At 38.5% G+C, this 22209-nt stretch carries 22 protein-coding genes and 1 riboswitch; of the genes, 12 read left to right on the top strand and 10 right to left on the bottom strand.

What is annotated here, in order from left to right:
* Positions 1–6 precede the first annotated feature (6 nt).
* Positions 7–1614 (bottom strand): S41 family peptidase, encoded by a 1608-nt coding sequence (locus tag BM207_RS14420; RefSeq protein ID WP_090995691.1) that lies wholly within the window; start codon positions 1612–1614, stop codon positions 7–9.
* 191 nt (positions 1615–1805) lie between these two features.
* Here BM207_RS14420 and murQ point away from each other — a divergent pair, with 191 nt between their 5' ends.
* From murQ to BM207_RS14380, 8 genes are all read left to right on the top strand, one after another.
* Positions 1806–2612, top strand: a complete 807-nt coding sequence (gene murQ / locus BM207_RS14415; protein ID WP_090995688.1) for an N-acetylmuramic acid 6-phosphate etherase — start codon at positions 1806–1808, stop codon at positions 2610–2612.
* 3 nt (positions 2613–2615) lie between these two features.
* Positions 2616–3182, top strand: a complete 567-nt coding sequence (locus tag BM207_RS14410; protein ID WP_090995684.1) for a hypothetical protein — start codon at positions 2616–2618, stop codon at positions 3180–3182.
* 32 nt (positions 3183–3214) lie between these two features.
* Entirely contained in the window at positions 3215–3961 is a 747-nt protein-coding gene (locus BM207_RS14405; protein ID WP_090995680.1) for a Bax inhibitor-1/YccA family protein, read from the top strand.
* 170 nt (positions 3962–4131) lie between these two features.
* Positions 4132–4235, top strand: a riboswitch (SAM riboswitch).
* Positions 4236–4302: 67 nt separating this feature from the next.
* Positions 4303–8004 (top strand): methionine synthase, encoded by a 3702-nt coding sequence (gene metH, locus BM207_RS14400; protein ID WP_090995677.1) that lies wholly within the window; start codon positions 4303–4305, stop codon positions 8002–8004.
* A gap of 53 nt (positions 8005–8057) precedes the next feature.
* On the top strand, positions 8058–8456 hold the full coding sequence (locus tag BM207_RS14395; RefSeq protein ID WP_090995674.1) for a four helix bundle protein: 399 nt from the start codon (positions 8058–8060) through the stop codon (positions 8454–8456).
* A 119-nt stretch (positions 8457–8575) separates the two neighbouring features.
* A complete protein-coding gene (gene metF, locus BM207_RS14390) occupies positions 8576–9529 on the top strand; it encodes a methylenetetrahydrofolate reductase [NAD(P)H] (RefSeq protein ID WP_090995672.1) in 954 nt (317 codons plus the stop codon).
* Between the two features lie 46 nt (positions 9530–9575).
* Entirely contained in the window at positions 9576–9887 is a 312-nt protein-coding gene (locus BM207_RS14385) for a hypothetical protein (RefSeq protein ID WP_143095962.1), read from the top strand.
* A 46-nt stretch (positions 9888–9933) separates the two neighbouring features.
* Positions 9934–10347 (top strand): tail fiber domain-containing protein, encoded by a 414-nt coding sequence (locus BM207_RS14380; RefSeq protein ID WP_090995667.1) that lies wholly within the window; start codon positions 9934–9936, stop codon positions 10345–10347.
* Positions 10348–10370: 23 nt separating this feature from the next.
* Here the strand turns inward: BM207_RS14380 and thrC are convergent, their stop codons facing one another.
* From thrC to thrA, 4 genes are all read right to left on the bottom strand, one after another.
* Positions 10371–11690, bottom strand: a complete 1320-nt coding sequence (thrC, locus tag BM207_RS14375) for a threonine synthase (protein ID WP_090995664.1) — start codon at positions 11688–11690, stop codon at positions 10371–10373.
* 9 nt (positions 11691–11699) lie between these two features.
* Positions 11700–12629 carry a homoserine kinase gene (locus BM207_RS14370; protein WP_090995661.1) on the bottom strand — a complete coding sequence of 310 codons (930 nt, stop codon included), beginning with the start codon at positions 12627–12629 and terminating at the stop codon, positions 11700–11702.
* Between the two features lie 100 nt (positions 12630–12729).
* A complete protein-coding gene (locus tag BM207_RS14365; RefSeq protein WP_090995659.1) occupies positions 12730–13200 on the bottom strand; it encodes a DinB family protein in 471 nt (156 codons plus the stop codon).
* A 3-nt stretch (positions 13201–13203) separates the two neighbouring features.
* Complete coding sequence (thrA, locus tag BM207_RS14360) at positions 13204–15660, bottom strand: bifunctional aspartate kinase/homoserine dehydrogenase I (RefSeq protein ID WP_090995656.1); 2457 nt, start codon at positions 15658–15660, stop codon at positions 13204–13206.
* Positions 15661–15965: 305 nt separating this feature from the next.
* Here thrA and rsgA point away from each other — a divergent pair, with 305 nt between their 5' ends.
* The 3 genes from rsgA to BM207_RS14345 are packed head-to-tail and all read left to right on the top strand — an operon-like array spanning position 15966 to position 17678.
* Positions 15966–16886: a ribosome small subunit-dependent GTPase A gene (rsgA, locus tag BM207_RS14355; RefSeq protein WP_090995653.1), complete on the top strand. Its 921-nt coding sequence runs from the start codon at positions 15966–15968 to the stop codon at positions 16884–16886.
* Positions 16887–16889: 3 nt separating this feature from the next.
* Positions 16890–17348 (top strand): D-aminoacyl-tRNA deacylase, encoded by a 459-nt coding sequence (gene dtd / locus BM207_RS14350; protein ID WP_090995650.1) that lies wholly within the window; start codon positions 16890–16892, stop codon positions 17346–17348.
* Positions 17349–17351: 3 nt separating this feature from the next.
* Positions 17352–17678, top strand: coding sequence for a nucleotide pyrophosphohydrolase (locus BM207_RS14345; protein ID WP_090995647.1), 327 nt, complete (start codon positions 17352–17354; stop codon positions 17676–17678).
* On the opposite strand, the gene BM207_RS14340 is transcribed toward BM207_RS14345, so the two are convergent.
* The 5 genes from BM207_RS14340 to rsmA form a co-directional block, all read right to left on the bottom strand.
* Positions 17679–18068: an HIT family protein gene (locus BM207_RS14340; protein WP_090995644.1), complete on the bottom strand. Its 390-nt coding sequence runs from the start codon at positions 18066–18068 to the stop codon at positions 17679–17681.
* Positions 18069–18083: 15 nt separating this feature from the next.
* Positions 18084–18557, bottom strand: a complete 474-nt coding sequence (gene greA, locus BM207_RS14335; RefSeq protein WP_090995642.1) for a transcription elongation factor GreA — start codon at positions 18555–18557, stop codon at positions 18084–18086.
* A gap of 144 nt (positions 18558–18701) precedes the next feature.
* On the bottom strand, positions 18702–19178 hold the full coding sequence (locus tag BM207_RS14330) for an OsmC family protein (protein ID WP_090995639.1): 477 nt from the start codon (positions 19176–19178) through the stop codon (positions 18702–18704).
* A 32-nt stretch (positions 19179–19210) separates the two neighbouring features.
* Complete coding sequence (locus BM207_RS14325; protein WP_090995636.1) at positions 19211–20140, bottom strand: 2-hydroxyacid dehydrogenase; 930 nt, start codon at positions 20138–20140, stop codon at positions 19211–19213.
* 13 nt (positions 20141–20153) lie between these two features.
* Entirely contained in the window at positions 20154–20939 is a 786-nt protein-coding gene (gene rsmA / locus BM207_RS14320; protein WP_090995633.1) for a 16S rRNA (adenine(1518)-N(6)/adenine(1519)-N(6))-dimethyltransferase RsmA, read from the bottom strand.
* Between the two features lie 159 nt (positions 20940–21098).
* Here rsmA and pdxA point away from each other — a divergent pair, with 159 nt between their 5' ends.
* Complete coding sequence (gene pdxA, locus BM207_RS14315) at positions 21099–22178, top strand: 4-hydroxythreonine-4-phosphate dehydrogenase PdxA (protein WP_090995630.1); 1080 nt, start codon at positions 21099–21101, stop codon at positions 22176–22178.
* Positions 22179–22209: the final 31 nt, after the last annotated feature.

Here is a 22209-nt window from a genome sequence, read left to right as displayed (position 1 = left end):
TGCCCCTTATTGCAAGCTATTCAACGCAGTTCTCACGACTGGATCTGTCAGATTACTAGCCTTGTAATAACCAATATCTCCCAAATGATACTTGCACAACATCACTTTCATATCGTTATAGATAATCGATTTTGATGCTGCTAGTTGTTTTGGTTCTATCTTAATATTCTTAGACTGGATATAATTAATCAGATCTTTAAAATCATTGTCGCTCAGGGTAAAACTTTCCAGGTTCTGTGCCAGGTAAGTAGGCAAATATCGCTCAGCCAACACATTGAAAACGAAATCTATCAGCACTTTTTTATTTACTAAAGTCGCATAAAACTTATTATAACCGAGCGTATCCAATTTAACATACACATCTGGCTGAATGCCTCCTCCACTGAACACCTTTTTACCACCTGCAGTTATATAAGCTGTTCCCTTTTGCACAGTATCTTTCGCAACCACAGCCTTAGCCGTTAGCTCGCCATCATTTAACCGATCTTCTAACTCATGCTGATAGGCTGCATAACCTTTCTTATATGACTTTTGAATACTTCGTCCCAGCGGTGTATAATAACGGGCAATTGTTAAATTTAAAGCCGATCCATCTTCAAAAGGAAACTGCTCTTGTACCAATCCCTTACCAAACGAACGTCGGCCAACAATAATACCGCGGTCTAAATCTTGGATAGCACCAGCAAAAATCTCACTTGCTGAGGCTGAGTTCTCATTGATTAACACCGCTAATTTACCCTGCTCAAATTCGCCCCCACCTGTAGCGAAATAATCGGTACGGGGCTCATGCTTGCCTTGGGTATAAACAATTAATTTATTCTCTTGCAAAAACTGATTAGCTAAACTTGTTGCAGCAGTAACATACCCGCCGCCATTGTCGCGCAGATCAAGCACTAGCTTTCGCATCCCCTTGGTTTTTAAGTTTTTTACAGCCTCAACAAAATCTCGATCTGTATTGGCACCAAACTTACTGATGCGAATGTAGGCAGTCTCAGGATTAAGCATATAAGCAGCGTCAACACTACTTACATCTACCTTTCCACGTTTTATGGTTAATAAAGTTGGGTTCACCAAACCAGCCCTAGCAATTAACAATTGGACTGGCGTGCCCCTTTTACCTTTAATCTTTCCGGTCATTTCAGATCTTGGCAATGATCTTCCACTTACTACATTACTATCGATCTTTAAAATTCTATCCCCTTGTTTTAATCCGGCTAAAAAAGCAGGCCCATCTTTTAAAACATGGGTAACAAGCAAAGTGTCATTTAAAATGTAATACTCCACTCCAATTCCTTCAAAATTACCTTCTAAGCTCTCTGCCATTTCAAAAGCCTTTGTTGGAGGTAAATATATGCTGTGAGGATCTAATTGGTGCAATAAACTATCAATAGGCAAGTGCTGCAAACTGTCTGCATTTACCTCGTCTACGTAGTTCTTTTTAATGATATGGATGATGTCATCAACCTTTTGATTATGGTTTTCTGCATAGCGACTTCTAGGTTCAACCTTAAAGCCTTGATCTTTTAAAAATTTATAGCCTAGAAACATCCCACCTATTAAGGTTACTGAATAGGTTAAAGCAATTAGGAGATTATAGCGCGTAAATTTTTTCATGTGTAGAGGGCCTTACAAAGTTATGAATTTTAGCGTGTTAATAAAGGAACAAGCAACTTTCTTTTTGGTTTTTTTAATAATTTTATGTAGATATTTGCAGAGGTGTAATCTTCTGTCTAAAATTGCACTGATTTACGCAAAAGATTTCTACGTTTAGTAGAAATTAACGAACTTTAACATACAAACAAGTTATGAACAGAATAACCGAGCAAGAATCTAAATACAACGACATCGACAAGATGTCGGTTATGGAGATTTTGAAAGGTATCAATGCCGAAGACAAGCTTGTTCCACTGGCAGTGGAAAAGGCCTTACCCCAGATTGAAAAATTGGCATCAGCCATTGCAGAAAGAATGATTGCAGGCGGAAGATTGTTTTATATTGGAGCCGGAACAAGCGGTCGCCTAGGAGTTGTCGATGCTTCAGAATGCCCACCTACTTTTGGGGTAACATTTGATCGTGTAGTAGGTATTATTGCAGGCGGAGATACGGCCATCCGAAAAGCAGTTGAGTTTGCTGAAGATGATGCAGCTCAAGCCTGGATTGACTTACAGGAATATAACATTAACGAAAAAGATTCACTTGTTGGGCTGGCAGCTTCTGGAACTACTCCCTATGTAATTGGCGGATTAAATACTGCGCGAAAACATGGTGTCTTAACGGGATGTGTAATTTGCAATCATGGTGGTCCAATCGTTGCCGAATCTGATTTCCCTGTGGAAGTTGTAGTTGGACCAGAATTTTTAACCGGTTCTACAAGGATGAAATCGGGCACAGCCCAGAAGTTGGTACTTAATATGCTTAGCACAACTGTAATGATTAGATTAGGTCGTGTAAAAGGCAATAAAATGGTAGATATGCAGTTAACTAACCATAAGCTGGTAGACAGAGGTACGCAAATGGTAATGGATGAATTAAACATCGATCATGAACATGCCGCTGATTTATTAAATAAATACGGAAGCGTGAGAAAGGCCGTTGAAGCGAGTAAAGGATAGTAAATGCACGAAATAGAGCCCTTTTATCTTTGGAGAGATGATTATATAGCAGCGGAAGATGAACGGTCGCCCTTCTTTAACACTGAATATTCTGAGTTTTATTACGACAAACAACTATACAATTACTTGATTCATCCCCAATGGGATATGTTTGGTTCCAATACGCTTTACATTAAGGTTTTGTACACCGACTACGAGCGTCAGTACAGCATTATAGAATTAATGGGCGAATGGAACGATGCAATCAACAATGATATCATGTTTTTAAAACGTGAGATTATTGAGCTGATGATTGATGAAGGTATTAATAAGTTTATCTTAATTGGAGAGAATGTGTTGAACTATCACTCTTCAGACGATAGTTATTACGAAGAGTGGTTTCAGGATGTGGAAGAAGGTTGGATAGCTGGTGTGAATTTTAACGATCATGTTATTCGGGAGTTCAGGGATAACAGCATCGATTACTACATTAATTTCGGCGGGGAGCTCGACGATCTGCATTGGCGCAAATTAAAACCACGTCAGTTCTATAAAAAAGTTGAAGAACTGCTGACAAAAAGATTAAATTAATTGTTTATTTTTAAAATTATTTAGCAATCAATATGGAACAACAAAATTATCAATATCAGGACGACAGTGTTTTTGTAATACAAGAAGGCAGTGTGTCTAAGAAATTTTTCGCAAATGTTTTTTTATGGATGTTTGTGGCACTAAGCGTCTCTACTGCAGCTGCGATATTTACCAATCAAATTCCAGGAATTCAAAGTTTGATTAGGGATGAAGCAACTCTAAAGCCAACTATTTTAGGTTATATCGCAACATTTGCACCACTTGGTTTAGTATTGTTAATGGGCGCTGGATTTGGCAGACTATCTTTTAATACCTTACTGGGAGTATTCATTCTTTTTTCATTACTCCTTGGCGTTAGTTTGAGTTCAATTCTAATTTTCTATCAACTGGGTTCAGTTGTGGCCTGCTTTGTTGCCGCTGCTGGTATATTCGGTATTATGGCATTTTTAGGCTATACAACTGAGGTAGATTTAAGCAAATTTGGCCCTATTTTAATGGTTGGTGTTATTGGTCTTGTCATTGCAAGTGTTGTTAATATGTTTATCGGCAGCTCCCAATTTGATTATATTATGAGCTTTTTTGGCGTGGCAATTTTTACCGCATTAACAGCTTACGACGTTCAGAAAATCAAAAGAATTGGATTAGGTCTAGAAGAAAATGGCCAGCAGATCGGTTCAAATGATAGCAAGAAATTGGCAATCATGGCAGCACTGTCTCTTTATTTAGATTTCATTAACATCTTCTTATTCTTACTTCGTATTTTCGGAAGCAGAAAATAACAACTGAAACTTAACAATATTTAAAAGGCCGCGCATTTTTGCCCGGCCTTTTTCATTTCTGAAACAAAACATTATACCAAAATCGCTTTAGCCCTGTACGGGTTTCGTAATTTTATTTGGCAATCATTCCAATTATTTGATATTGATAGGGCTATGTTGTACTTTTGTAGCGCTTATTAAGAAAGACGGAGGGATTAGACCCAATGATGTCTTAGCAACCTGTGCCAACAAGGTGCTAAATTCTAATCTCAGCAGTGGCGAGAGAAGATAAGTTTTTAAGAGGTTAATCGATAACCGCCTTTTTAAATAAGCCTTTATTAGTTGATTGGTTGGTCTATAAAATGAGCATTAGAGAAGAATTACAAAAACGTATTTTAATTATAGATGGGGCTATGGGCACCATGATCCAGCGCTATACCTTAACTGAAGAGGACTTTAGGGGCGAACGCTTTAAGGATCATCCTTGTGATGTGAAAGGAAATAATGATTTACTGAACATCACCCGACCTGATATTATTAAAGCCATTCATTTAGCGTACCTGGAAGCTGGCGCCGATATTATCGAAACCAATACGTTTAGTACACAGCGCATTTCAATGGCCGACTACCAGATGGAAGATCTTTCTTACGAAATGAGTTTCGAAGGTGCTAGAGTAGCGAAAGAAGCGGTTGCAGAATTTATGGCTGCCAATCCAGACCGTAAATGCTTTGTTGCCGGAGCCATTGGCCCTACCAATCGCACGCTGTCTATGTCGCCCAATGTGAACGATCCCGGTTACCGGGCTGTATATTTCGACGAGCTTGAGGCTGCCTATTATGAGCAAGTAAGGGGTTTAGTTGATGGTGGATCAGATGTGATCTTAATTGAAACAATTTTTGATACGCTAAATGCAAAGGTGGCTATTGTAGCCATAAAAAAATATGAAGAGGTAATTGGCAGGAAATTAGAAATCATGATTTCTGGAACCATCACGGATGCCTCGGGAAGAACATTATCTGGGCAAACGGCCGAAGCCTTTTTAAACTCAGTAATGCATGCAAATCCATTAAGTATTGGATTTAACTGTGCCTTGGGTGCAAAAGAGATGCGCCCGCACATTGAAGAATTAGCAGCAAAAGCAGGCTGCTTTGTATCTGCCTATCCAAATGCTGGCTTGCCTAATGAGTTTGGTGCATATGATGAAATGCCTCACGAAACAGCACATTTGGTTGATGATTTTATTGCCTCTGGATTTGTGAATATCGTTGGGGGTTGTTGCGGTACTACACCGGAACACATTGGCTGTATCGCAGAAAAAGCAAGAAAATCACAGCCAAGACAAATTCCAGCCATTGAGCCTTACATGCGCTTAAGTGGTTTAGAACCTGTAACGATTACGCCTGAAAGCATTTTTGTAAACATTGGTGAAAGAACCAATATCACAGGCTCCCCTAAATTCTCTAAGTTAATTTTAGGTGGCGATTATGAAGCTGCCCTCGCCGTAGCCTTACAACAGGTTGAAGGTGGCGCACAAGTAATTGACGTGAATATGGACGAGGGGATGATCGACTCGGAAGCCGCGATGACCAAGTTCTTGAACTTAATCGCTTCAGAACCTGACATTGCCAAATTGCCTATCATGGTCGATTCGTCTAAATGGTCGGTGATAGAAAATGGCCTGAAATGTTTGCAAGGTAAGGGAATAGTAAATTCTATTTCCTTAAAAGAAGGAGAAGATAAGTTTAAAGAATGTGCGCGTAAAATTATGCAATATGGCGCTGCCGTGGTAGTAATGGCATTTGACGAACAAGGTCAGGCCGACAATTACGAGCGTAGAACGGAAATCTGTAAAAGAAGCTATGATATTTTAGTGAATGAAATTGGCTTCCCTCCACAAGATATTATCTTCGATCCTAACATTTTAACGGTTGCTACAGGCTTAGAAGAGCATAACAATTATGCGGTCGACTTTATCAACGCAACGCGCTGGATTAAACAAAACCTACCTCATGCTAAAGTAAGTGGTGGTGTTTCTAATATTTCGTTCTCCTTTAGGGGAAATAATACGGTACGTGAAGCGATGCACTCCGCCTTTTTATACCATGCGATACAAGCTGGATTAGATATGGGTATTGTAAATGCAGGGATGTTAGAGGTGTATCAGGAAATTCCACCAGAACTGCTGGTATTGGTGGAAGACGTATTACTTAACCGTAGAGAAGATGCAACCGAACGTTTAGTAGAATATGCCGACACGATTAAAAGTAAAGGCAAAGAAATAGTAAGGGACGAAGAATGGCGCAAAGGCACTGTTGAAGAAAGGTTATCGCACTCTTTAGTAAAAGGTATCGTAGAATATTTAGATGACGATGTAGAAGAGGCACGACAGGCTTATGCTCGTCCAATTCAAGTAATTGAAGGTCCATTAATGGATGGGATGAACATTGTAGGTGATTTGTTTGGCGCAGGAAAAATGTTCTTACCGCAGGTTGTAAAATCAGCCAGGGTGATGAAAAAAGCCGTAGCTTATCTCCTTCCATTTATTGAGCAAGAGAAATTAGACAATCCAGATCAAGACCAGAATTCATCTGCTGGCAAGGTATTAATGGCTACCGTAAAAGGTGATGTACACGATATTGGGAAGAACATTGTAGGCGTAGTTTTAGCCTGTAATAATTTCGAAATTGTAGACATGGGTGTAATGGTTCCTGCACAGGAGATTATTAAGAAAGCCAAGGAAATTAATGCCGATATTATTGGCTTAAGTGGCTTAATTACCCCATCGCTAGACGAGATGGTTCACTTTGCCAAAGAAATGGAACGAGAAGGTTTTACCATTCCATTAATTATTGGAGGTGCTACAACTTCACGAATTCATGCCGCTGTAAAAGTTGCCCCAAACTATTCTGGTCCAGCGATACATGTATTAGATGCATCGAGAAGTGTAACCGTATGCAGTACTTTAATGAATCCTGAAACAAAAGATGCTTATGTTTCGGGGATTAGAGCAGAATACGATAAGGCCCGTGAAGCCCATTTAAATAAACGATCTGATAAACGCTTTAAAACAATAGAAGAAGCAAGAGCCAATAAATTTAAGTTAGACCTTACAAAGGTTGCACCCGCACCGAGCTTTACAGGAACAAAGATATTGGACGATTATCCTTTGACAGAGCTTGTTCCCTATATAGATTGGACACCATTTTTCCATACCTGGGAATTAAGGGGAAGCTATCCTAAGATATTTGATGACAAATTTGTTGGTGTTGAAGCGAAAAAATTGTTTGATGATGCCCAAGTACTGTTAAACAGAATTGTAAGTGAGAAACTTTTAACCGCCAAAGCTGTATTCGGTTTTTGGCCTGCGAATGCAATAGGTGATGATATTGAGCTCGAAGTGGAAAGCAGTACGCTTAAAGCAGATGAGAAACTGAAGAATGGCACTGCCGAAAAAGTAAGGATTCATACCTTGCGCCAACAGGCTGAAAAAGTAGATGGACAGCCATATTATGCTCTATCTGATTTTATTGCCGATAAAGAAAGTGGTGTGCAGGATTATTTCGGAGGCTTTGCTGTTACCACCGGTATAGGTTGTGATGAGTTGGTAGCCGAGTTCGAAAAGAATTACGACGATTATAATAGCATTATGGTAAAAGCGCTGGCCGATAGATTGGCAGAAGCCTTTGCGGAGAAATTGCATGAACTTGTGCGTAAAGACTATTGGGGCTATGCAAAAGAAGAAGTATTTACCAATGAGCAATTAATCAAGGAACAATATGAAGGTATCCGTCCGGCACCGGGGTATCCAGCTTGTCCGGAACACACCGAAAAAGGGACCTTATTTGCTTTATTGGAGGCAGAGGAAAAGATCGGTTTAAAGATAACCGAAAGCTATGCCATGTACCCTACCGCGGCAGTGAGTGGATTTTACTTCGCACATCCAGATTCACGTTATTTTGGCTTAGGGAAAATCTCTAAGGAACAAGTAGCGGATTACGCTGCCAGGAAAACAATGGATTTAGCGGAAGCAGAGAGATGGTTGAGCCCTAACTTGGCTTATTAGTTTTTTGGTTGTTGGTTTTTTGGTTATTAGTTTTTAGGCAAGATGAATAAAATATGGCTTATCAAAAATATACAGAATTAGAGGTTTGGAAAAAAGCAAGATCATTTGCTTCACATATTTATTTACTAACCGCTACATTTCCCAAAGAAGAAATATATGGCTTAACATCACAAATTCGAAGATGTGCAATTTCTATCCCATCAAATATTGCTGAGGGATCTGGCAGACAGTCGAGCAAGGAAACTACCCACTTTTTAAGCATCGCCAGAGGGTCTTTATTTGAATTAGAGACTCAACTTTATATAGCAAGTGATATTGCGCTTATTACTGAAGTCCAACTGGATAACAGTCTAGTAGAAGTTGAAAGCCTCGGAAAGCTAATTAATGGTTATAAAAGATATATGGATACGATAACGCAAAAACCAAAAAACCTGCCTACTACTATCAAATAAACATGCGATATTTAGTAGCCCAACCCAACAACTAAAAAACCAGCCTACTACCATCAAATAAACATGCGATATTTAGTAGCCCAACCCAACAACTAAAAAACCAACAACGAACAACTAAAATGAAAATTACCGACCATATCGCCAACTCTAAAGGAAAAACACTTTTCTCATTCGAACTTTTGCCACCAATCAAAGGGCAAAGTATCCAATGGATTTATGATGCAATTGATCCACTTTTGGAGTTTAACCCCCCATTTATTGATGTAACCTCATTAAGGGAAGACTATATTTATAAAGAGCAGGAAAATGGTTTATTGCAGAAGGTTTCTTACCGTAAACGCCCAGGAACGATTGCTATTTGTGCAGCCATAATCCACAAGTATAAGATTGATGCTGTTCCGCATTTAATTTGTGGTGGTTTTACCAAAGAGGAAACAGAAAATGCTTTAATAGATTTGCAGTTTTTAGGGATAGACAATGTGTTGGCTTTAAGGGGTGATGCCCGTGCTGCAGATAGCTCATTTGTGCCTACAAAAGGGGGACATTGCTACGCAACTGATCTAATTGAGCATATTAAAAATCATAACAATGGTAAGTTTTTGCATGAGGATATCGATACTTTTAAAAGTGACTTCTGTATCGGCGTTGCTGGATATCCTGAAAAACACTTCGAAGCTCCTAACTTAAATGCCGACTTTAAATTCTTAAAGAAAAAGGTAGACATGGGTGCTGAATTTATCGTTACCCAAATGTTTTTTGACAATCAGAAGTATTTTGATTTCGTAAATAAATGCAGGGAAAACGGCATTAATGTTCCTATTATACCTGGTTTAAAACCGATTAGCACACTTACCCAGTTAAATGTATTGCCTAAAATATTCCATATTGATTTACCAGATGATTTAGCGGAAGCTTTATCTCATGCTAAAAACAATGCAGAAGCTAAGGAAATTGGAACGGCAGCCATGATTAAACAGTGTAAAGAACTGATTGAATTTGGTGCTCCGGTACTGCATTTCTATACAATGGGCAGACCAGAGCAAACTAAACAAATTGCGAGGGCTATTTTTTAATAGTAAGGCCTAAAAATCTGCTAATAAAATGCTAAATTTGTTCAAGATGAATAAATTGAGAACAAGAAATTTCTGGTTTTTAGTGCTCAACATTTGTATTTGCATAAGCTTTAGTTTCTTTACGGTGATTAACCACATGGAGGATCCGTCGAAAATTTATATGGAAAATTCGACTGAAAAAAATGCAGAAAGTGATGAGAAATCAGCTGAAAATGAAATCACCTTCTTTATTAGTGCATCTATATGCAAATTACCCTTAAAGTTAAATCATAGGTCTGCCGAAAATCTTGTAGACTACAAAGGTGTACTTCCTATCTTTTGGCCATCACCAAACACCCCTCCTCCAGATTTAGCATAAACAATAGAATTTAGGCTAATTTATACACCATTTAATAATTTTTTATATGAACAGAAAACTTTTAGTTATAGCTATGGCTATCATAGGCTTTGCCGTACAGAGTAATGCCCAAACAATTAAACAGGCTAACATTCAGCCCATTACAAATTCATTAGCAACCATTATCAAACTCAACCCGGTGAGTTTTAGTTACGATCAAAGTTGGTTAGAAAAATTAAATCTTAAACCTTCAAACAATGGGTTTAATGTGGAAGAACTTGTTAAAGTAAGCCCAAAATTGGTTATTACCCAAACCCTTAACTACAACGAAGGCAAAAACAACAACAAAACAGTAATGGTTCCAAAAGTAGATTATGAAGCGTTAATCCCTATGCTGGTGGGCAGCATAAAAGAGCAGCAGCAACAAATAGAGGCTTTAAAGGCCGAAATTATAGCCCTAAAAAGCAAAAACGCTAAATAAAGCTTATGATAAGGTCGGGATTTTTATAACTCGACCTTATTTAACATCCATTCCTGAAATCCTTCAAAATCTTTTCCCAACTCAACATATTCCTCTTTCTTTTCTCGAAGAGACTGCACTTGCGCGGGTAAAGTAATCTTCTGTTTTAAATCTCCGGCAAACACTTCGGGAAATTTACAGGTATGAGCGGTTGATAGGAAAACTTGGGCAATATCATTTGCTACAGGCTTAGCTTTGGCAAAAGCCTTCAGTGCCAAATAGGCAATCGCGGTATGCGGACAAGCCAAATAATTAAATTGTTGATAGATTTCGTCCATCCCTTGTAGGGTTTCTTCATCTGTAAAACGATAAGCCCTTACCAGTTGCTTAATCAATGCGAGATCGTTATGAAACATATCCATAATACGTACCCAATTGCTCGGTGCACCCACATCCATCGCATTTGCATAAGTCTGTACCGAAGGTCTGGTCTCGTAAGTACCTGTTGCTAAAAAACGCGGAACAGTGTCGTTAGCATTGGTGGCGGCAATAAATTGCTTAACAGGAAGTCCCATTTTATAAGCTAATAAACCAGCTCCTATGTTTCCGAAATTACCGCTAGGTACTGAGAACACAACCTCATCAAATCCCTTCCTCTTCAATTGAGCATAGGCATTAAAATAATAAAAAGTTTGCGGAATCAACCTGGCAATATTGATCGAATTAGCCGAAGTTAATCTAAGCCGGCTTTTCAATTCCTCATCAGAAAAGGCTTGTTTCACCAAGGCCTGACAATCATCAAAAGTACCGTCCACTGCAATGGCCCTAATATTTCCTCCGTTGGTGGTTAATTGTAAGCGCTGTATATCACTTACTTTACCTTTAGGAAAAAGAATAGTTACCCTTGTATTAGGCACCCCTAAAAAACCTAAGGCTACTGCCCCTCCTGTATCGCCCGAAGTGGCAACCAAAACATCCAACAATTGTTCGCCCTCTTTTAGGAAATAAGCCATCACCCTGCTCATAAATCGAGCACCAAAGTCTTTAAAGGCCAATGAAGGTCCATGGAACAATTCTAACACAAATGTTTGCTGATCCAATTCAACTACTGGAGCCTCAAAATTAACAGCATCTTCAATCAATGCTTTTAAATCATTTGCAGGTATTTCATCCTTTAACAGGGTTGAAGCAATTTGATAGGCAATTTCGGGTAATGAATATTGCTCGATATGATCGATAAACTCTTGGTCAAGCTTCGGGATTTCAACTGGCATGTACAAGCCCTTATCTTGAGGCATGCTATTAAAAACCGCTTCTTGAAAAGAAACCTTTAAATCTGTATTGTTGGTGCTGTATAATTTCATGTTAGAAAGTTAAATTACTCTTGGTCCCTCGGCGTTAACAGAAGAAACATAGGCATTGCTGTTAATATTTAAATTGGCTAAGTGTTTTTGCTGCGCATCGGTTATTTTTCTTGCGGTTGCCTCATCCTTTACCAAGGCAAAAACAGATGGCCCAGAACCTGAAATCCCAAAGCCCACTGCCCCATTTTCCATGGCTAATGCTCTCAAAGCTTCAAAACCAGGAATCAGAATCGATCGTACAGGCTCAATTAACACATCTTTCATGCTCCGGCCAACTAAATCAATGTCATTCAAAAAGAGACCGCTTACCAATCCTGCCACATTACCCCATTGAGTAACCGCATCCTTCAGCAAAACTTTAGCCCTAATCATCTGTCGTGCGTCTTTAGTTGGCACTTCTACCTCCGGATAAACAATTGCTGCAAACAAATTCGATGGAGTAGGTAAAGCAATTAAATCTAAAGGGTCATAGCTTCTCACCAATACAAAGCCCCCCATTAAAGCGGGTGCAACATTATCAGCATGACCATATCCGCAAGCTAACTCTTCGCCTTTCATTGCGAAAGGCACTAATTCTTTGGCAGAGAGTAAATTTCCCATCAGCTGATTAATGGCGTATAAGCCTGCAACGGTACTCGCAGAACTAGAGCCTAATCCGCTACCTATTGGCATCTTTTTATGCAGTTCTATTTCCACACCCACATCTTCCCGGTTTAAATGTTTAAGATAATGTTGTACGCTTGCACTCACTGTATTCCGAGCAGAATCTAAGGGCAGCCGACCCTCATCTCCTATTATTTTTAACAGGCGAACTCCAGGTTTATCAACCAATCTCATCACTACTTCATCGCCAGGTTCATTTACTGCGAAGCCTAAAACATCAAATCCACAAACTACATTGGCTACAGTAGCGGGGGCAAAAACTTTTATTTCTTTCATCTTATGTTCTTTTCTTTTTAACAAGACAATCCTCCTATTCACCCTGTCTTGATACTTGATACCTAATCTTTATCCTTGCTCCTTCACCCTAGTTCCTTCGCTACGCTCTGGATGACAAATCTTGTCTCACCTGCTTTAAGTGATATTTTAGATGTACGATATATTCCTCTATAAAATAAACTAGGCTATGAACTTCCGCTTTGCCTAAGCCTGTATCACACGTATTGTCTAATTTGTTTTGAGGAATTCTACTAATCACCAATGCTAGCTGCCGATTTAATAAATCCCACAAGGTAATTACGTGGTCAATACTCATCTCCTGATAACCTTGATAGCAAACCCATTTATCTTGATCATAAACAATCTTAGTTCCCTGTTCATACTGGGCAACTATTAATCGCCTTAAATTATTGGAAGCACTATCAATTAAATGACCTAAAAGCTCTTTTTTAGACCATTTAATTGGATTAGGTTTAGCATTCCAATCGTCGGACTTTATATTTTTAAAATCTAATAATGCTCCATCAACTAAAGCCAAAATTTCATCTTTTGCGCTATCAACCAAACTCATAACCTATGCTTTTTCACCTCCAACATTGATAATATCTGCAAAAACTCCAGCAGCAGTAACTTCTGCTCCTGCACCGGGGCCTTTAATTACTAACGGTCTATCCTTATATCTATCTGTAGTGAAGGAAATAATATTGTCACTTCCCGAAAGCATATAAAATGGGTGGTTTTCATCTACCATTTGTAAGGTGATGGATGCTTTACCGTTTTCCAATTTCCCAATATATCTTAAAACCTTTTTACTTGCCTCGGCTTCTTCTTTTAGCTTGGTAAAATAAGAAGCGTTAAGTGTTAACTGCTCGTAAAAATCTTCCACAGTTGATGCCTGTAAGCAAGCATCTGGTAGCATATTCTGTATACTAACATCCGATTCTTCGAAAGGATAACCGGCATCACGTGCCAAGATCAACATTTTACGCATAAAGTCCTTTCCGTTTAAATCATCACGTGGATCAGGCTCGGTATAACCTTTATCTTGTGCTTCTTTTACAACTTCATGGAAAGCTGCATCGCCCTTAAAATGATTAAAGATATAAGAGATGGTACCCGATAAAATAGCTTCAATTTTAGCCACTTTATCACCACTCATCATCAAATCTTTTAAAGTTCTAATAATCGGTAAACCAGCACCAACATTGGTTTCATAGTAAAAGTCGACACCAAACTTACGCGCGGTATTTTTAAAAGTTGTGTACTGTTCAAAGCTCGCCGAATTGCCAATTTTATTACAAGTAACCACCGAAATACTCGATTCGAAGACACCCTGATAAAATGGTACGGGTTCTGGACTAGCAGTATTATCAACAAACACGCAGTTAGGCAGGTTCATATCTTTCATTTTCGACACGAATTCAGCTAAATCTGCCTTTTCGCCTTGTAAATCCAAACTCTCTTCCCAATTTTCAAGCGCTATGCCATTTGGAGATAAAAGCATTTTTCGTGTATTGCTCATACCCATTACTTTTACCTGCAAATCGTTATTTTTAGCTAAGAATGGCATTTGAACCAATAATTGTTTGAACAGTGTTTTACCAATATTTCCTGTGCCTAGGCAAAAAATATGAAGTGTTTTATTTAGCTCAGCGTAAAAGGCATCGTGTACCGCATTGATTGCTTTCGACAAATCTGGCTTTGCAATTATTACCGAGATATTGTATTCTGATGAGCCTTGGGCAATGGCATGTACATTTACACCATTTCTGCCCAATGCATGGAATAATTTACCAGAAATACCAGGCGTGCGTTTCATATTTTCTCCAACAATTGCTAAAACAGCAAGACCATTCTCTACCTCGGGGGCATCTAATTTTTTAGCTTGTAGTTCAAGGTCAAATTCTTTCTCAATTAAGGCAACGCCTCTAATCGCATCGGCAGGTTTAACCGCAAAGGTGATGCTATGCTCAGAAGACGATTGAGTGATTAAAACAACATTAATTTGCTCACGAGATAATAACGAGAATAACCGACCACTAAAGCCAGCCTTACCTACCATCCCACTTCCGGCTAAATTAATAATGCTGATTTCATCAATTGAAGAAATTCCCTTGATTGGTAAAGCAGAGGGTTTCGCTCCATGACGAATGTAAGTCCCCGCAAAATTAACATCAAAAGTATTTTTAATAACTATCGGGATTTTCTTTAAGAATGCAGGGGTCATAGTTGGTGGGTAGATTACCTTTGCTCCAAAATAGGATAGCTCCATCGCTTCTATATAACTTAACTCTGGTAAAGAAAATGCCTTTTTAACCATCCTCGGATCAGCGGTCATCATGCCATTTACATCAGTCCAGATCTGGATTTCGCCAGCATTTAATGCCGAGCCTAAAATAGCCGCTGTATAATCGCTACCACCTCTTCCTAAGGTGGTTACTCTATTTGCATCGTTACTGGCAATAAAGCCGGTAACGAAAAGCATTTTACCTGCATGAGTATGATAAAAGTCTTTAACTAAAAATTCGGTCAACTGCATATCTACTTTTGCCTGACCAAAATTGCTGTCTGTTTTAATAAACTGGACAGCATCTGCAAATACAGCATCTGCAAATTTTTGTTTAGCAATATGGCAAATCATCACTGTTGAACAACGTTCACCATAGCTTAATACGAGGTCTTTCGCTTGCAAACTAAGTTCTTGTAAGTTATAGATCGCTTGCAAAAGCTCCTCCAATTCATTGAAATAAAGTTTAAGCTTGGTAAGCACTGGATTTTGCGCCGCTGCTGGCAACAACGCTCTTATCACCTCAAAATGACGCTGTTCGATAGCTTTAAGTTCTTTGGTATAGTCTTGCCCCAATGCCGATTTTTCGGCCATTGCAGTTAGCAAATTGGTTACACCACTCATTGCCGACAACACAATTACTGGTTTTTCTGCTTGCTGCTGTTCCTTTTCCAAGATGTCCATTAAGGCGCTAATACTTTCTACGGAACCTACGGATGTTCCGCCAAATTTTAAAATGTTCATTTTATGTACGTTAACGTTGTTTCAAAAAAATTACCCAAAAAAAAAACGCTCCCGATTTTGTCGGGAGCGCTTATATGTTGTGTTTCAATTATACCACTAGCGTTTCCCCATCAGGCACTGGCCTGTTGTTGATGTAGTTGTGGTTGTAATTGTATTGTTAAAAATCATTTCTTTTCTTAGTGTATTTTCTACACTGCTAAGTAGGTGAATATTTTTTACAATGTCAAGGATTATTTCAAAATAATTAATAATCGTGTAATCACTTCTTAATCTGTGTAATCATATTACTACCTTTACAGTATAATATGCAAGGATTAGTTATCAAATCAACCGGAAGCTGGTATCAGGTTTATGCTGAGGACGGCAAAAATTATGACTGTCGTATCAAAGGCAAATTTAGGATCCAAGGTATTCAAACTACCAATCCAATTGCCGTTGGAGATCGCGTTGAGTTTGCGTTAGAGCCCAATGCAGAAACTGGGGTAATTGACAAGTTAAATGATCGCAAAAATTACATCATTCGTAAATCAATAAACCTTTCTAAACAAGCACAGATTATTGCAGCAAATTTAGATCAAGCATTTTTAATCGTTACTTTAGCTTCACCACGTACTTCTTTGGGTTTTATCGATCGTTTTTTGGTAACTTCTGAGGCTTATAGCATTCCAACCTGCTTAGTATTTAATAAGCTGGATTTATTTAGTGCCCAAGGCCTCGAAATCTTAGCTGAATATAAAGCCATCTATGAGAAGATTGGTTATCCATGTTATGAAGTATCAGCGTTAAAAGGCACAAATATTGACCAGATCAAAGCTTTATTAAAGGACAATATTACCTTATTTTCGGGCCATTCGGGCGTTGGTAAATCTAGTTTAATCAATGCTTTATTACCTGGCTTCGAAATTAAAACAGGAGAAATATCAGATTGGAGTGATAAAGGACAACATACAACCACCTTCGCCGAAATGCACACCTTACCTTTTGGGGGCTATTTAATTGATACACCAGGCATTCGTGAACTGGGTATCTTTGATATTAAACCCGAAGAGCTGAGCCATTATTTTGTAGAAATGCGGAAACGTTTAAATCAGTGTAAATTTAACAACTGCCGACATGTAAACGAACCAGGCTGTGCGGTTATCAAAGCCGTTGAAAATGGCGAAATTGAAGTAAGCAGATATGAGAGCTATCTAAGCATGTATCATGGGAACGACACTAGAGCGTAAAAAATGAGAGCAGTTATTCAAAGAGTTACTCAAGCTAGCTGTAAAGTTAACGAGCAAATTACCGGAGAAATTAGCAATGGTTTCTTGGTTCTATTAGGGATTGAAGATGCTGATACACAGGAAGACTTGACATGGCTAGCGCAAAAAATCGTTAACATGAGAGTTTTTGGTGATGAAAATGACCTCATGAACAAATCACTTGCTGATGTGGGGGGTAATATCCTTTTAATTAGTCAGTTTACTTTATTTGCGGCCACCAAAAAAGGGAATAGACCAGGCTTTACAAGGGCGGCCAGACCAGACAAGGCCATTCCGATGTACGAAGAGATGATTAAACAGTTAGCCGGCCTTCTCCATAAGGAAATTCAATGTGGTATTTTTGGTGCCGATATGAAAATTAGTTTAGTAAACGATGGCCCTGTAACCATTATCATGGACACAAAAGATAGAGATAACCATTAAGCAATGACTATAGAGCAAGCACAAGAGCAAGTAGATCAGTGGATTAAAACTACTGGCATTCGTTATTTTAATGAGCTAACCAACACAGCTATCCTAATGGAAGAAGTTGGTGAAGTAGCCAGAATTATGTCGCGCAAATACGGCGAGCAATCTTTTAAGAAAAGTGATGAAGCCGTAAATTTAGCGGATGAAATGGCTGATGTACTTTTCGTACTCATCTGTCTCGCTAATCAAACTGGCATCAACCTGAATGATGCATTTATAAAAAATCTAGCTAAGAAAACTACAAGGGATGCTGATCGCCACAAAAACAATGAAAAATTAAAATAATTACAAACCTGCTTTGATTTTCTCTGCAGCTTCAGCCAATTCTTCTTGTGATGGCTTTAGTTTTTCTTTAGCAAAATTCATATCACTCACATTATTCATTGGTATTAAATGAATATGCGTATGAGGCACTTCCAATCCTATCACAGCCACTCCTACTTTTTTACATGGGAAAGCTTTTTTAACTCCTTGGGCTACGCTCTTGGCAAATAAGGTTAATCCGCTATAAAGTTCATCTTCCATATCAAAGATATAGTCGACCTCTTTTTTTGGAATTATCAGCACATGGCCCATTACCAAAGGGCTTACATCTAAAAAAGCTAGAAAATCTGCAGTCTCCGCCACTTTATGTGCCGGAATCTCGCCGCTTACAATTTTTGAAAAAATGCTCATCTTTTTTTATTCAACCTACCTTGATATCTCAAGTATTTCAAATTCGACTTTTCCTGCCGGCACTTGTATCTCTGTTTTATCGCCGACAGACTTACCTAATAAACCTTGTGCAATTGGAGATTTTACAGAGATCTTCCCTGTTTTTAAATCTGCTTCACTTTCTGCAACCAACTGATAAGACATCGTAGCCCCGTTTTTAACATTTTTTATTTTAACGATTGATAAGGCCAAAACCTTTGTTAAATCCAATTTAGATTCATCAATTAAACGTGCGCCAGATAAGGTTGCTTCTAATTTTGATATCTTTGCTTCATGCAATCCCTGCGCTTCTTTAGCTGCATCATATTCTGCATTCTCAGAAAGGTCACCTTTATCTCTAGCTTCCGCAATTGCTTTCGAAATTAATTGACGGCCCGTAGTTTTTAAATAATGTACTTCTTCCTTTAGTTTATCTAAACCTTCTTGGGTATAATAAGTTACGTCTGTCATCGCTTGATTATTTATAAAATCCTATAAAAAACAAACAAGACTACATCGGCTATTAGCCTACATAGTCTTGCTTTCAATTAAAACGAAGATATAAGGCAATTCTTACAAAAGCAAATATTTGCAGTAAAAATTACCTAAAAACAATTATTGATTAATTGCATTACAAACAGGAGAATGCTTCACTGGGAAGTTTAATGAATTGGCAATGAAACACATTTTATTAGCCTCTTCATGTAATGTATTAGCCAGTTCCATTTGTTCTTTTTTGGATATCAAAACTTCTGGCTGCAATAAAATAGAGGAAAATTGCCCACTCCCATCAGCGTTTTCTATCATTGTTCCAATTGCATTGTCCTTATATTCCATTACAACGATATCATTCTTAGAACATAGATGCAAATACCAAAGCATATGACAAGAAGAAACAGATGCTAACAATAAATCTTCAGGATTATACTTAGTCTTGTCGCCTAAAAAAACAGAGTCAGATGAACCAGAAATAGGTTGCTTATTTTCGATCGACACAACAAAATCACGATCATATGATCGATAATCCATTGTACCGGAGCCTTTGTTGCCTGCCCAAACTAAATGGGTTTTATATTGATGTTCCTTTGCCATATTCTTAACTAATCCTACGGCAATTTAAGAAATTATAATTTCATTTCCGCTAGTTTCTCTGCCAAAACTTCAGAAATCTTCCGATAAGAATCGAATGTCCACCCCGCAATGTGTGGAGTTAAGATAACATTTTGCAGGTCTTTCAATTCATCATACCAAGGTTGCTCACCTAGAGGTGGGAATTTCTCAGCTTCTAAGACATCCAAACCTGCACCTAAAATTTTCCCTGTCCTAAGGTTTGAAAGCACAGCACTTGTGTTTACAATTTCTCCCCGAGCCGTATTGATAAAGAATATGGGTTTTTTAAAATGGAAGAAGTATTCATCGTTTACCATTTGCTTGGTTTCCTTGGTTAAAGGGATGTGTAAGCTGAGCACATCACTATGCTTTACGATTTCTTCCATGCTAACTTCACGTACATTGTCGTCAGAAAACCCAGTTCTATACTTATCATAGGCAATAATTTTAACGCCAAAACCAGTGAGTTTCTTCGCAAAACTCTGCCCCATAAAACCGTAACCGATGAGCCCGACAACCTTACCTTTTAGTTCATAGCCTCTATTGCCTTCTCTATCCCAAATGCCGTTTCTCACCTCGTCGCTTGCCTTCCGAAAATTGTTCATCAATGATAACAATAAACCTACCGCATGTTCGCCTACTGCATCACAATTCCCTTCCGGTGCATTTATTAATTGTATGTTTCTTTCTGCTGCTTCGAAGACGTCAATATTGTCTAAACCTGCTCCAGCTCTTGCTACAAATTTCAATTGTGGTGCAGCATCAAATAGCTCTTTGTCGATACGAAATTTAGTGCGAACAGCGATACCTACATAGTCGTGAATAACAGCCAAGGTTTCGTCATGGGTAATAAACGGTCTATTATCAACCTCAAAACCTAGCGCTGTAGCTTTTTCGGCAAATGCCGGATGCAAATCATCAATTATTAAAATTTTTTTATGCATGATAAGGTCTTATTTAAGCTTGCATCAACATACTGAGATGCTGCGTTAGCTTTAGAAAATCATCAACTGTTAATTGCTCAGCCCGCTTGTCGAAAAACGGATGGTTATCCATTTTGTCTTTTGGAATTGTACCGGATAACGCATTCCTAAGTGTTTTCCGGCGTTGATTAAATCCTCCTTTTACCGTTCGCCAAAACAACTTCTCATCGCAAGGTAAAGTTTCCATTTTATTACGGCTTAATCGAATAACCCCGGAATTTACTTTCGGTGGCGGGTTAAAGGTTCCAGGCTTCACAGTAAACAAGTATTCAATATCATAATAAGCCTGAATTAAGACACTTAAAATGCCATATTCTTTAGTTCCCGCTTTCGAAGCGCAGCGTTCGGCAACTTCCTTCTGGAACATGCCCACCATTTCCACTATATGATCTTTATGTTCGAGGATCTTAAACAAAATCTGAGAGGAAATATTGTAGGGAAAATTACCAATTACGGCAAATTTTCCTTGAAAAATTGCCGTCAGGTCCAGCTTTAAAAAATCTCCGTTAATTAGTCGACCTCCTAATTGAGGGTATTTAGCTGCCAAAAAAGCGACCGATTCATCATCAATGTCAATTAAAAAGGTTTCTAAGTTCGCTCTTTCCAGTAAAATATCAGAGAGAATGCCCATTCCTGGTCCAACTTCCAAAACCTGATGATATTGATCGGTATGAACGAGGCTATTTACAATTTTCTCGGCAATTTTTTTGTCGGTTAAAAAGTGCTGCCCTAGGTGTTTTTTCGCTTTAACTAAACTCATTAGCGCAAAGTTAAGGTTTTATTTAATGATAGCTATTTTTTACTACAGAGAACGCAGAGGATAAGACAGCGTATTCAGCGTAATTTACTCGCTTTGTCTGTGGTAAAACTTTTTTTTCACTCATTTAATCGCTAATTTGCGACAAATTCTCAATTCAACATGAGCGATAAAGTTAAAATAGGCATAAGCATAGGCGATATAAATGGTATTGGTTTAGAGGTAATATTAAAAACATTGTCTGAAAGCCGGGTATTAGACTATTGTATACCTATCGTTTACGGTAATACTAAGATTTCTTCATTTCATAGAAAAGCATTGGCCATGAGCGATTTTATGTTCAATGTGATTCCGCAGGCCGAACAAGCCAACCCGCGAAAAGCGAACATGATCAACTGCTGGGAAGAGGATGTGAAAATCGAATTGGGCAAAAGCACGGAAATTGGAGGTAAATATGCGCTGATCTCCTTAGAAAAAGCAACGGACGATTTATTAAATGGATCAATAGACGCATTGGTTACCGCCCCAATCAATAAGCAGAACATCCAATCAACTACTTTTAATTTCCCTGGGCATACCGAATACTTACAAGAGCGCTGCGGAAGTAATGACGTATTGATGTTCTTAGTTAGTGAAGATTTACGTGTTGGCGTAGTTACAGGACATATCCCTGTATTGGATGTTCCCAAATCCATTACGAAAGAAAAAATCGTAAAGAAATTACAGTTAATCAATGATAGTTTAAAAAAAGACTTCTGGATTGAGAAACCAAAAATTGCTGTACTAGGCTTGAACCCACATGCAAGCGACAATGGCCTTTTAGGTAAGGAAGAACTGGAAATCATTAGTCCGGCTATACAAGAGGCTTTCGATAAAGGGATTATTTGTTTTGGCCCTTACTCGGCTGACGGCTTTTTTGGAAATGGAACCTATAAACAATTTGATGCCGTGTTGGCCATGTACCACGATCAGGGTCTTATTCCGTTTAAAACTATTGCCTTTGAAACAGGTGTGAATTATACAGCAGGATTAAAATTTGTACGCACCTCTCCGGATCATGGAACAGGCTTTGATATTGCAGGTAAAGGCATAGCAGACCCCACTTCCTTTATGGAAGCCCTTTTTGCAGCTGTGCATATCGTAAAGCATCGTAGAGAACAAGAGAGCTTGCTTAGCAGTCAATTACGTTCGGGCGGAAAAATTATTGAAACCGCAAGCGATGTGAAGGATGATGCAAACTAGGTAAAAACAAAACCAAAAATTATTTCTTTTT

The organism is Pedobacter insulae (genome assembly GCF_900113525.1).
Lineage (GTDB): Bacteria > Bacteroidota > Bacteroidia > Sphingobacteriales > Sphingobacteriaceae > Pedobacter > Pedobacter insulae.
Note: the sequence above shows the minus strand (reverse complement) of the source record. Positions and strands in the feature narration are given on the sequence as shown.

Bases quoted from the DNA above. Each gene is read 5' to 3' on its own strand.
- BM207_RS14420 (WP_090995691.1), bottom strand. From the start codon at position 1,614: ATGAAAAAATTTACGCGCTATAATCTCCTAATTGCTTTAACCTATTCA.
- murQ (WP_090995688.1), top strand. From the start codon at position 1,806: ATGAACAGAATAACCGAGCAAGAATCTAAATACAACGACATCGACAAG.
- BM207_RS14410 (WP_090995684.1), top strand. From the start codon at position 2,616: ATGCACGAAATAGAGCCCTTTTATCTTTGGAGAGATGATTATATAGCA.
- BM207_RS14405 (WP_090995680.1), top strand. From the start codon at position 3,215: ATGGAACAACAAAATTATCAATATCAGGACGACAGTGTTTTTGTAATA.
- metH (WP_090995677.1), top strand. From the start codon at position 4,303: ATGAGCATTAGAGAAGAATTACAAAAACGTATTTTAATTATAGATGGG.
- BM207_RS14395 (WP_090995674.1), top strand. From the start codon at position 8,058: ATGGCTTATCAAAAATATACAGAATTAGAGGTTTGGAAAAAAGCAAGA.
- metF (WP_090995672.1), top strand. From the start codon at position 8,576: ATGAAAATTACCGACCATATCGCCAACTCTAAAGGAAAAACACTTTTC.
- BM207_RS14385 (WP_143095962.1), top strand. From the start codon at position 9,576: ATGAATAAATTGAGAACAAGAAATTTCTGGTTTTTAGTGCTCAACATT.
- BM207_RS14380 (WP_090995667.1), top strand. From the start codon at position 9,934: ATGAACAGAAAACTTTTAGTTATAGCTATGGCTATCATAGGCTTTGCC.
- thrC (WP_090995664.1), bottom strand. From the start codon at position 11,690: ATGAAATTATACAGCACCAACAATACAGATTTAAAGGTTTCTTTTCAA.
- BM207_RS14370 (WP_090995661.1), bottom strand. From the start codon at position 12,629: ATGAAAGAAATAAAAGTTTTTGCCCCCGCTACTGTAGCCAATGTAGTT.
- BM207_RS14365 (WP_090995659.1), bottom strand. From the start codon at position 13,200: ATGAGTTTGGTTGATAGCGCAAAAGATGAAATTTTGGCTTTAGTTGAT.
- thrA (WP_090995656.1), bottom strand. From the start codon at position 15,660: ATGAACATTTTAAAATTTGGCGGAACATCCGTAGGTTCCGTAGAAAGT.
- rsgA (WP_090995653.1), top strand. From the start codon at position 15,966: ATGCAAGGATTAGTTATCAAATCAACCGGAAGCTGGTATCAGGTTTAT.
- dtd (WP_090995650.1), top strand. From the start codon at position 16,890: ATGAGAGCAGTTATTCAAAGAGTTACTCAAGCTAGCTGTAAAGTTAAC.
- BM207_RS14345 (WP_090995647.1), top strand. From the start codon at position 17,352: ATGACTATAGAGCAAGCACAAGAGCAAGTAGATCAGTGGATTAAAACT.
- BM207_RS14340 (WP_090995644.1), bottom strand. From the start codon at position 18,068: ATGAGCATTTTTTCAAAAATTGTAAGCGGCGAGATTCCGGCACATAAA.
- greA (WP_090995642.1), bottom strand. From the start codon at position 18,557: ATGACAGACGTAACTTATTATACCCAAGAAGGTTTAGATAAACTAAAG.
- BM207_RS14330 (WP_090995639.1), bottom strand. From the start codon at position 19,178: ATGGCAAAGGAACATCAATATAAAACCCATTTAGTTTGGGCAGGCAAC.
- BM207_RS14325 (WP_090995636.1), bottom strand. From the start codon at position 20,140: ATGCATAAAAAAATTTTAATAATTGATGATTTGCATCCGGCATTTGCC.
- rsmA (WP_090995633.1), bottom strand. From the start codon at position 20,939: ATGAGTTTAGTTAAAGCGAAAAAACACCTAGGGCAGCACTTTTTAACC.
- pdxA (WP_090995630.1), top strand. From the start codon at position 21,099: ATGAGCGATAAAGTTAAAATAGGCATAAGCATAGGCGATATAAATGGT.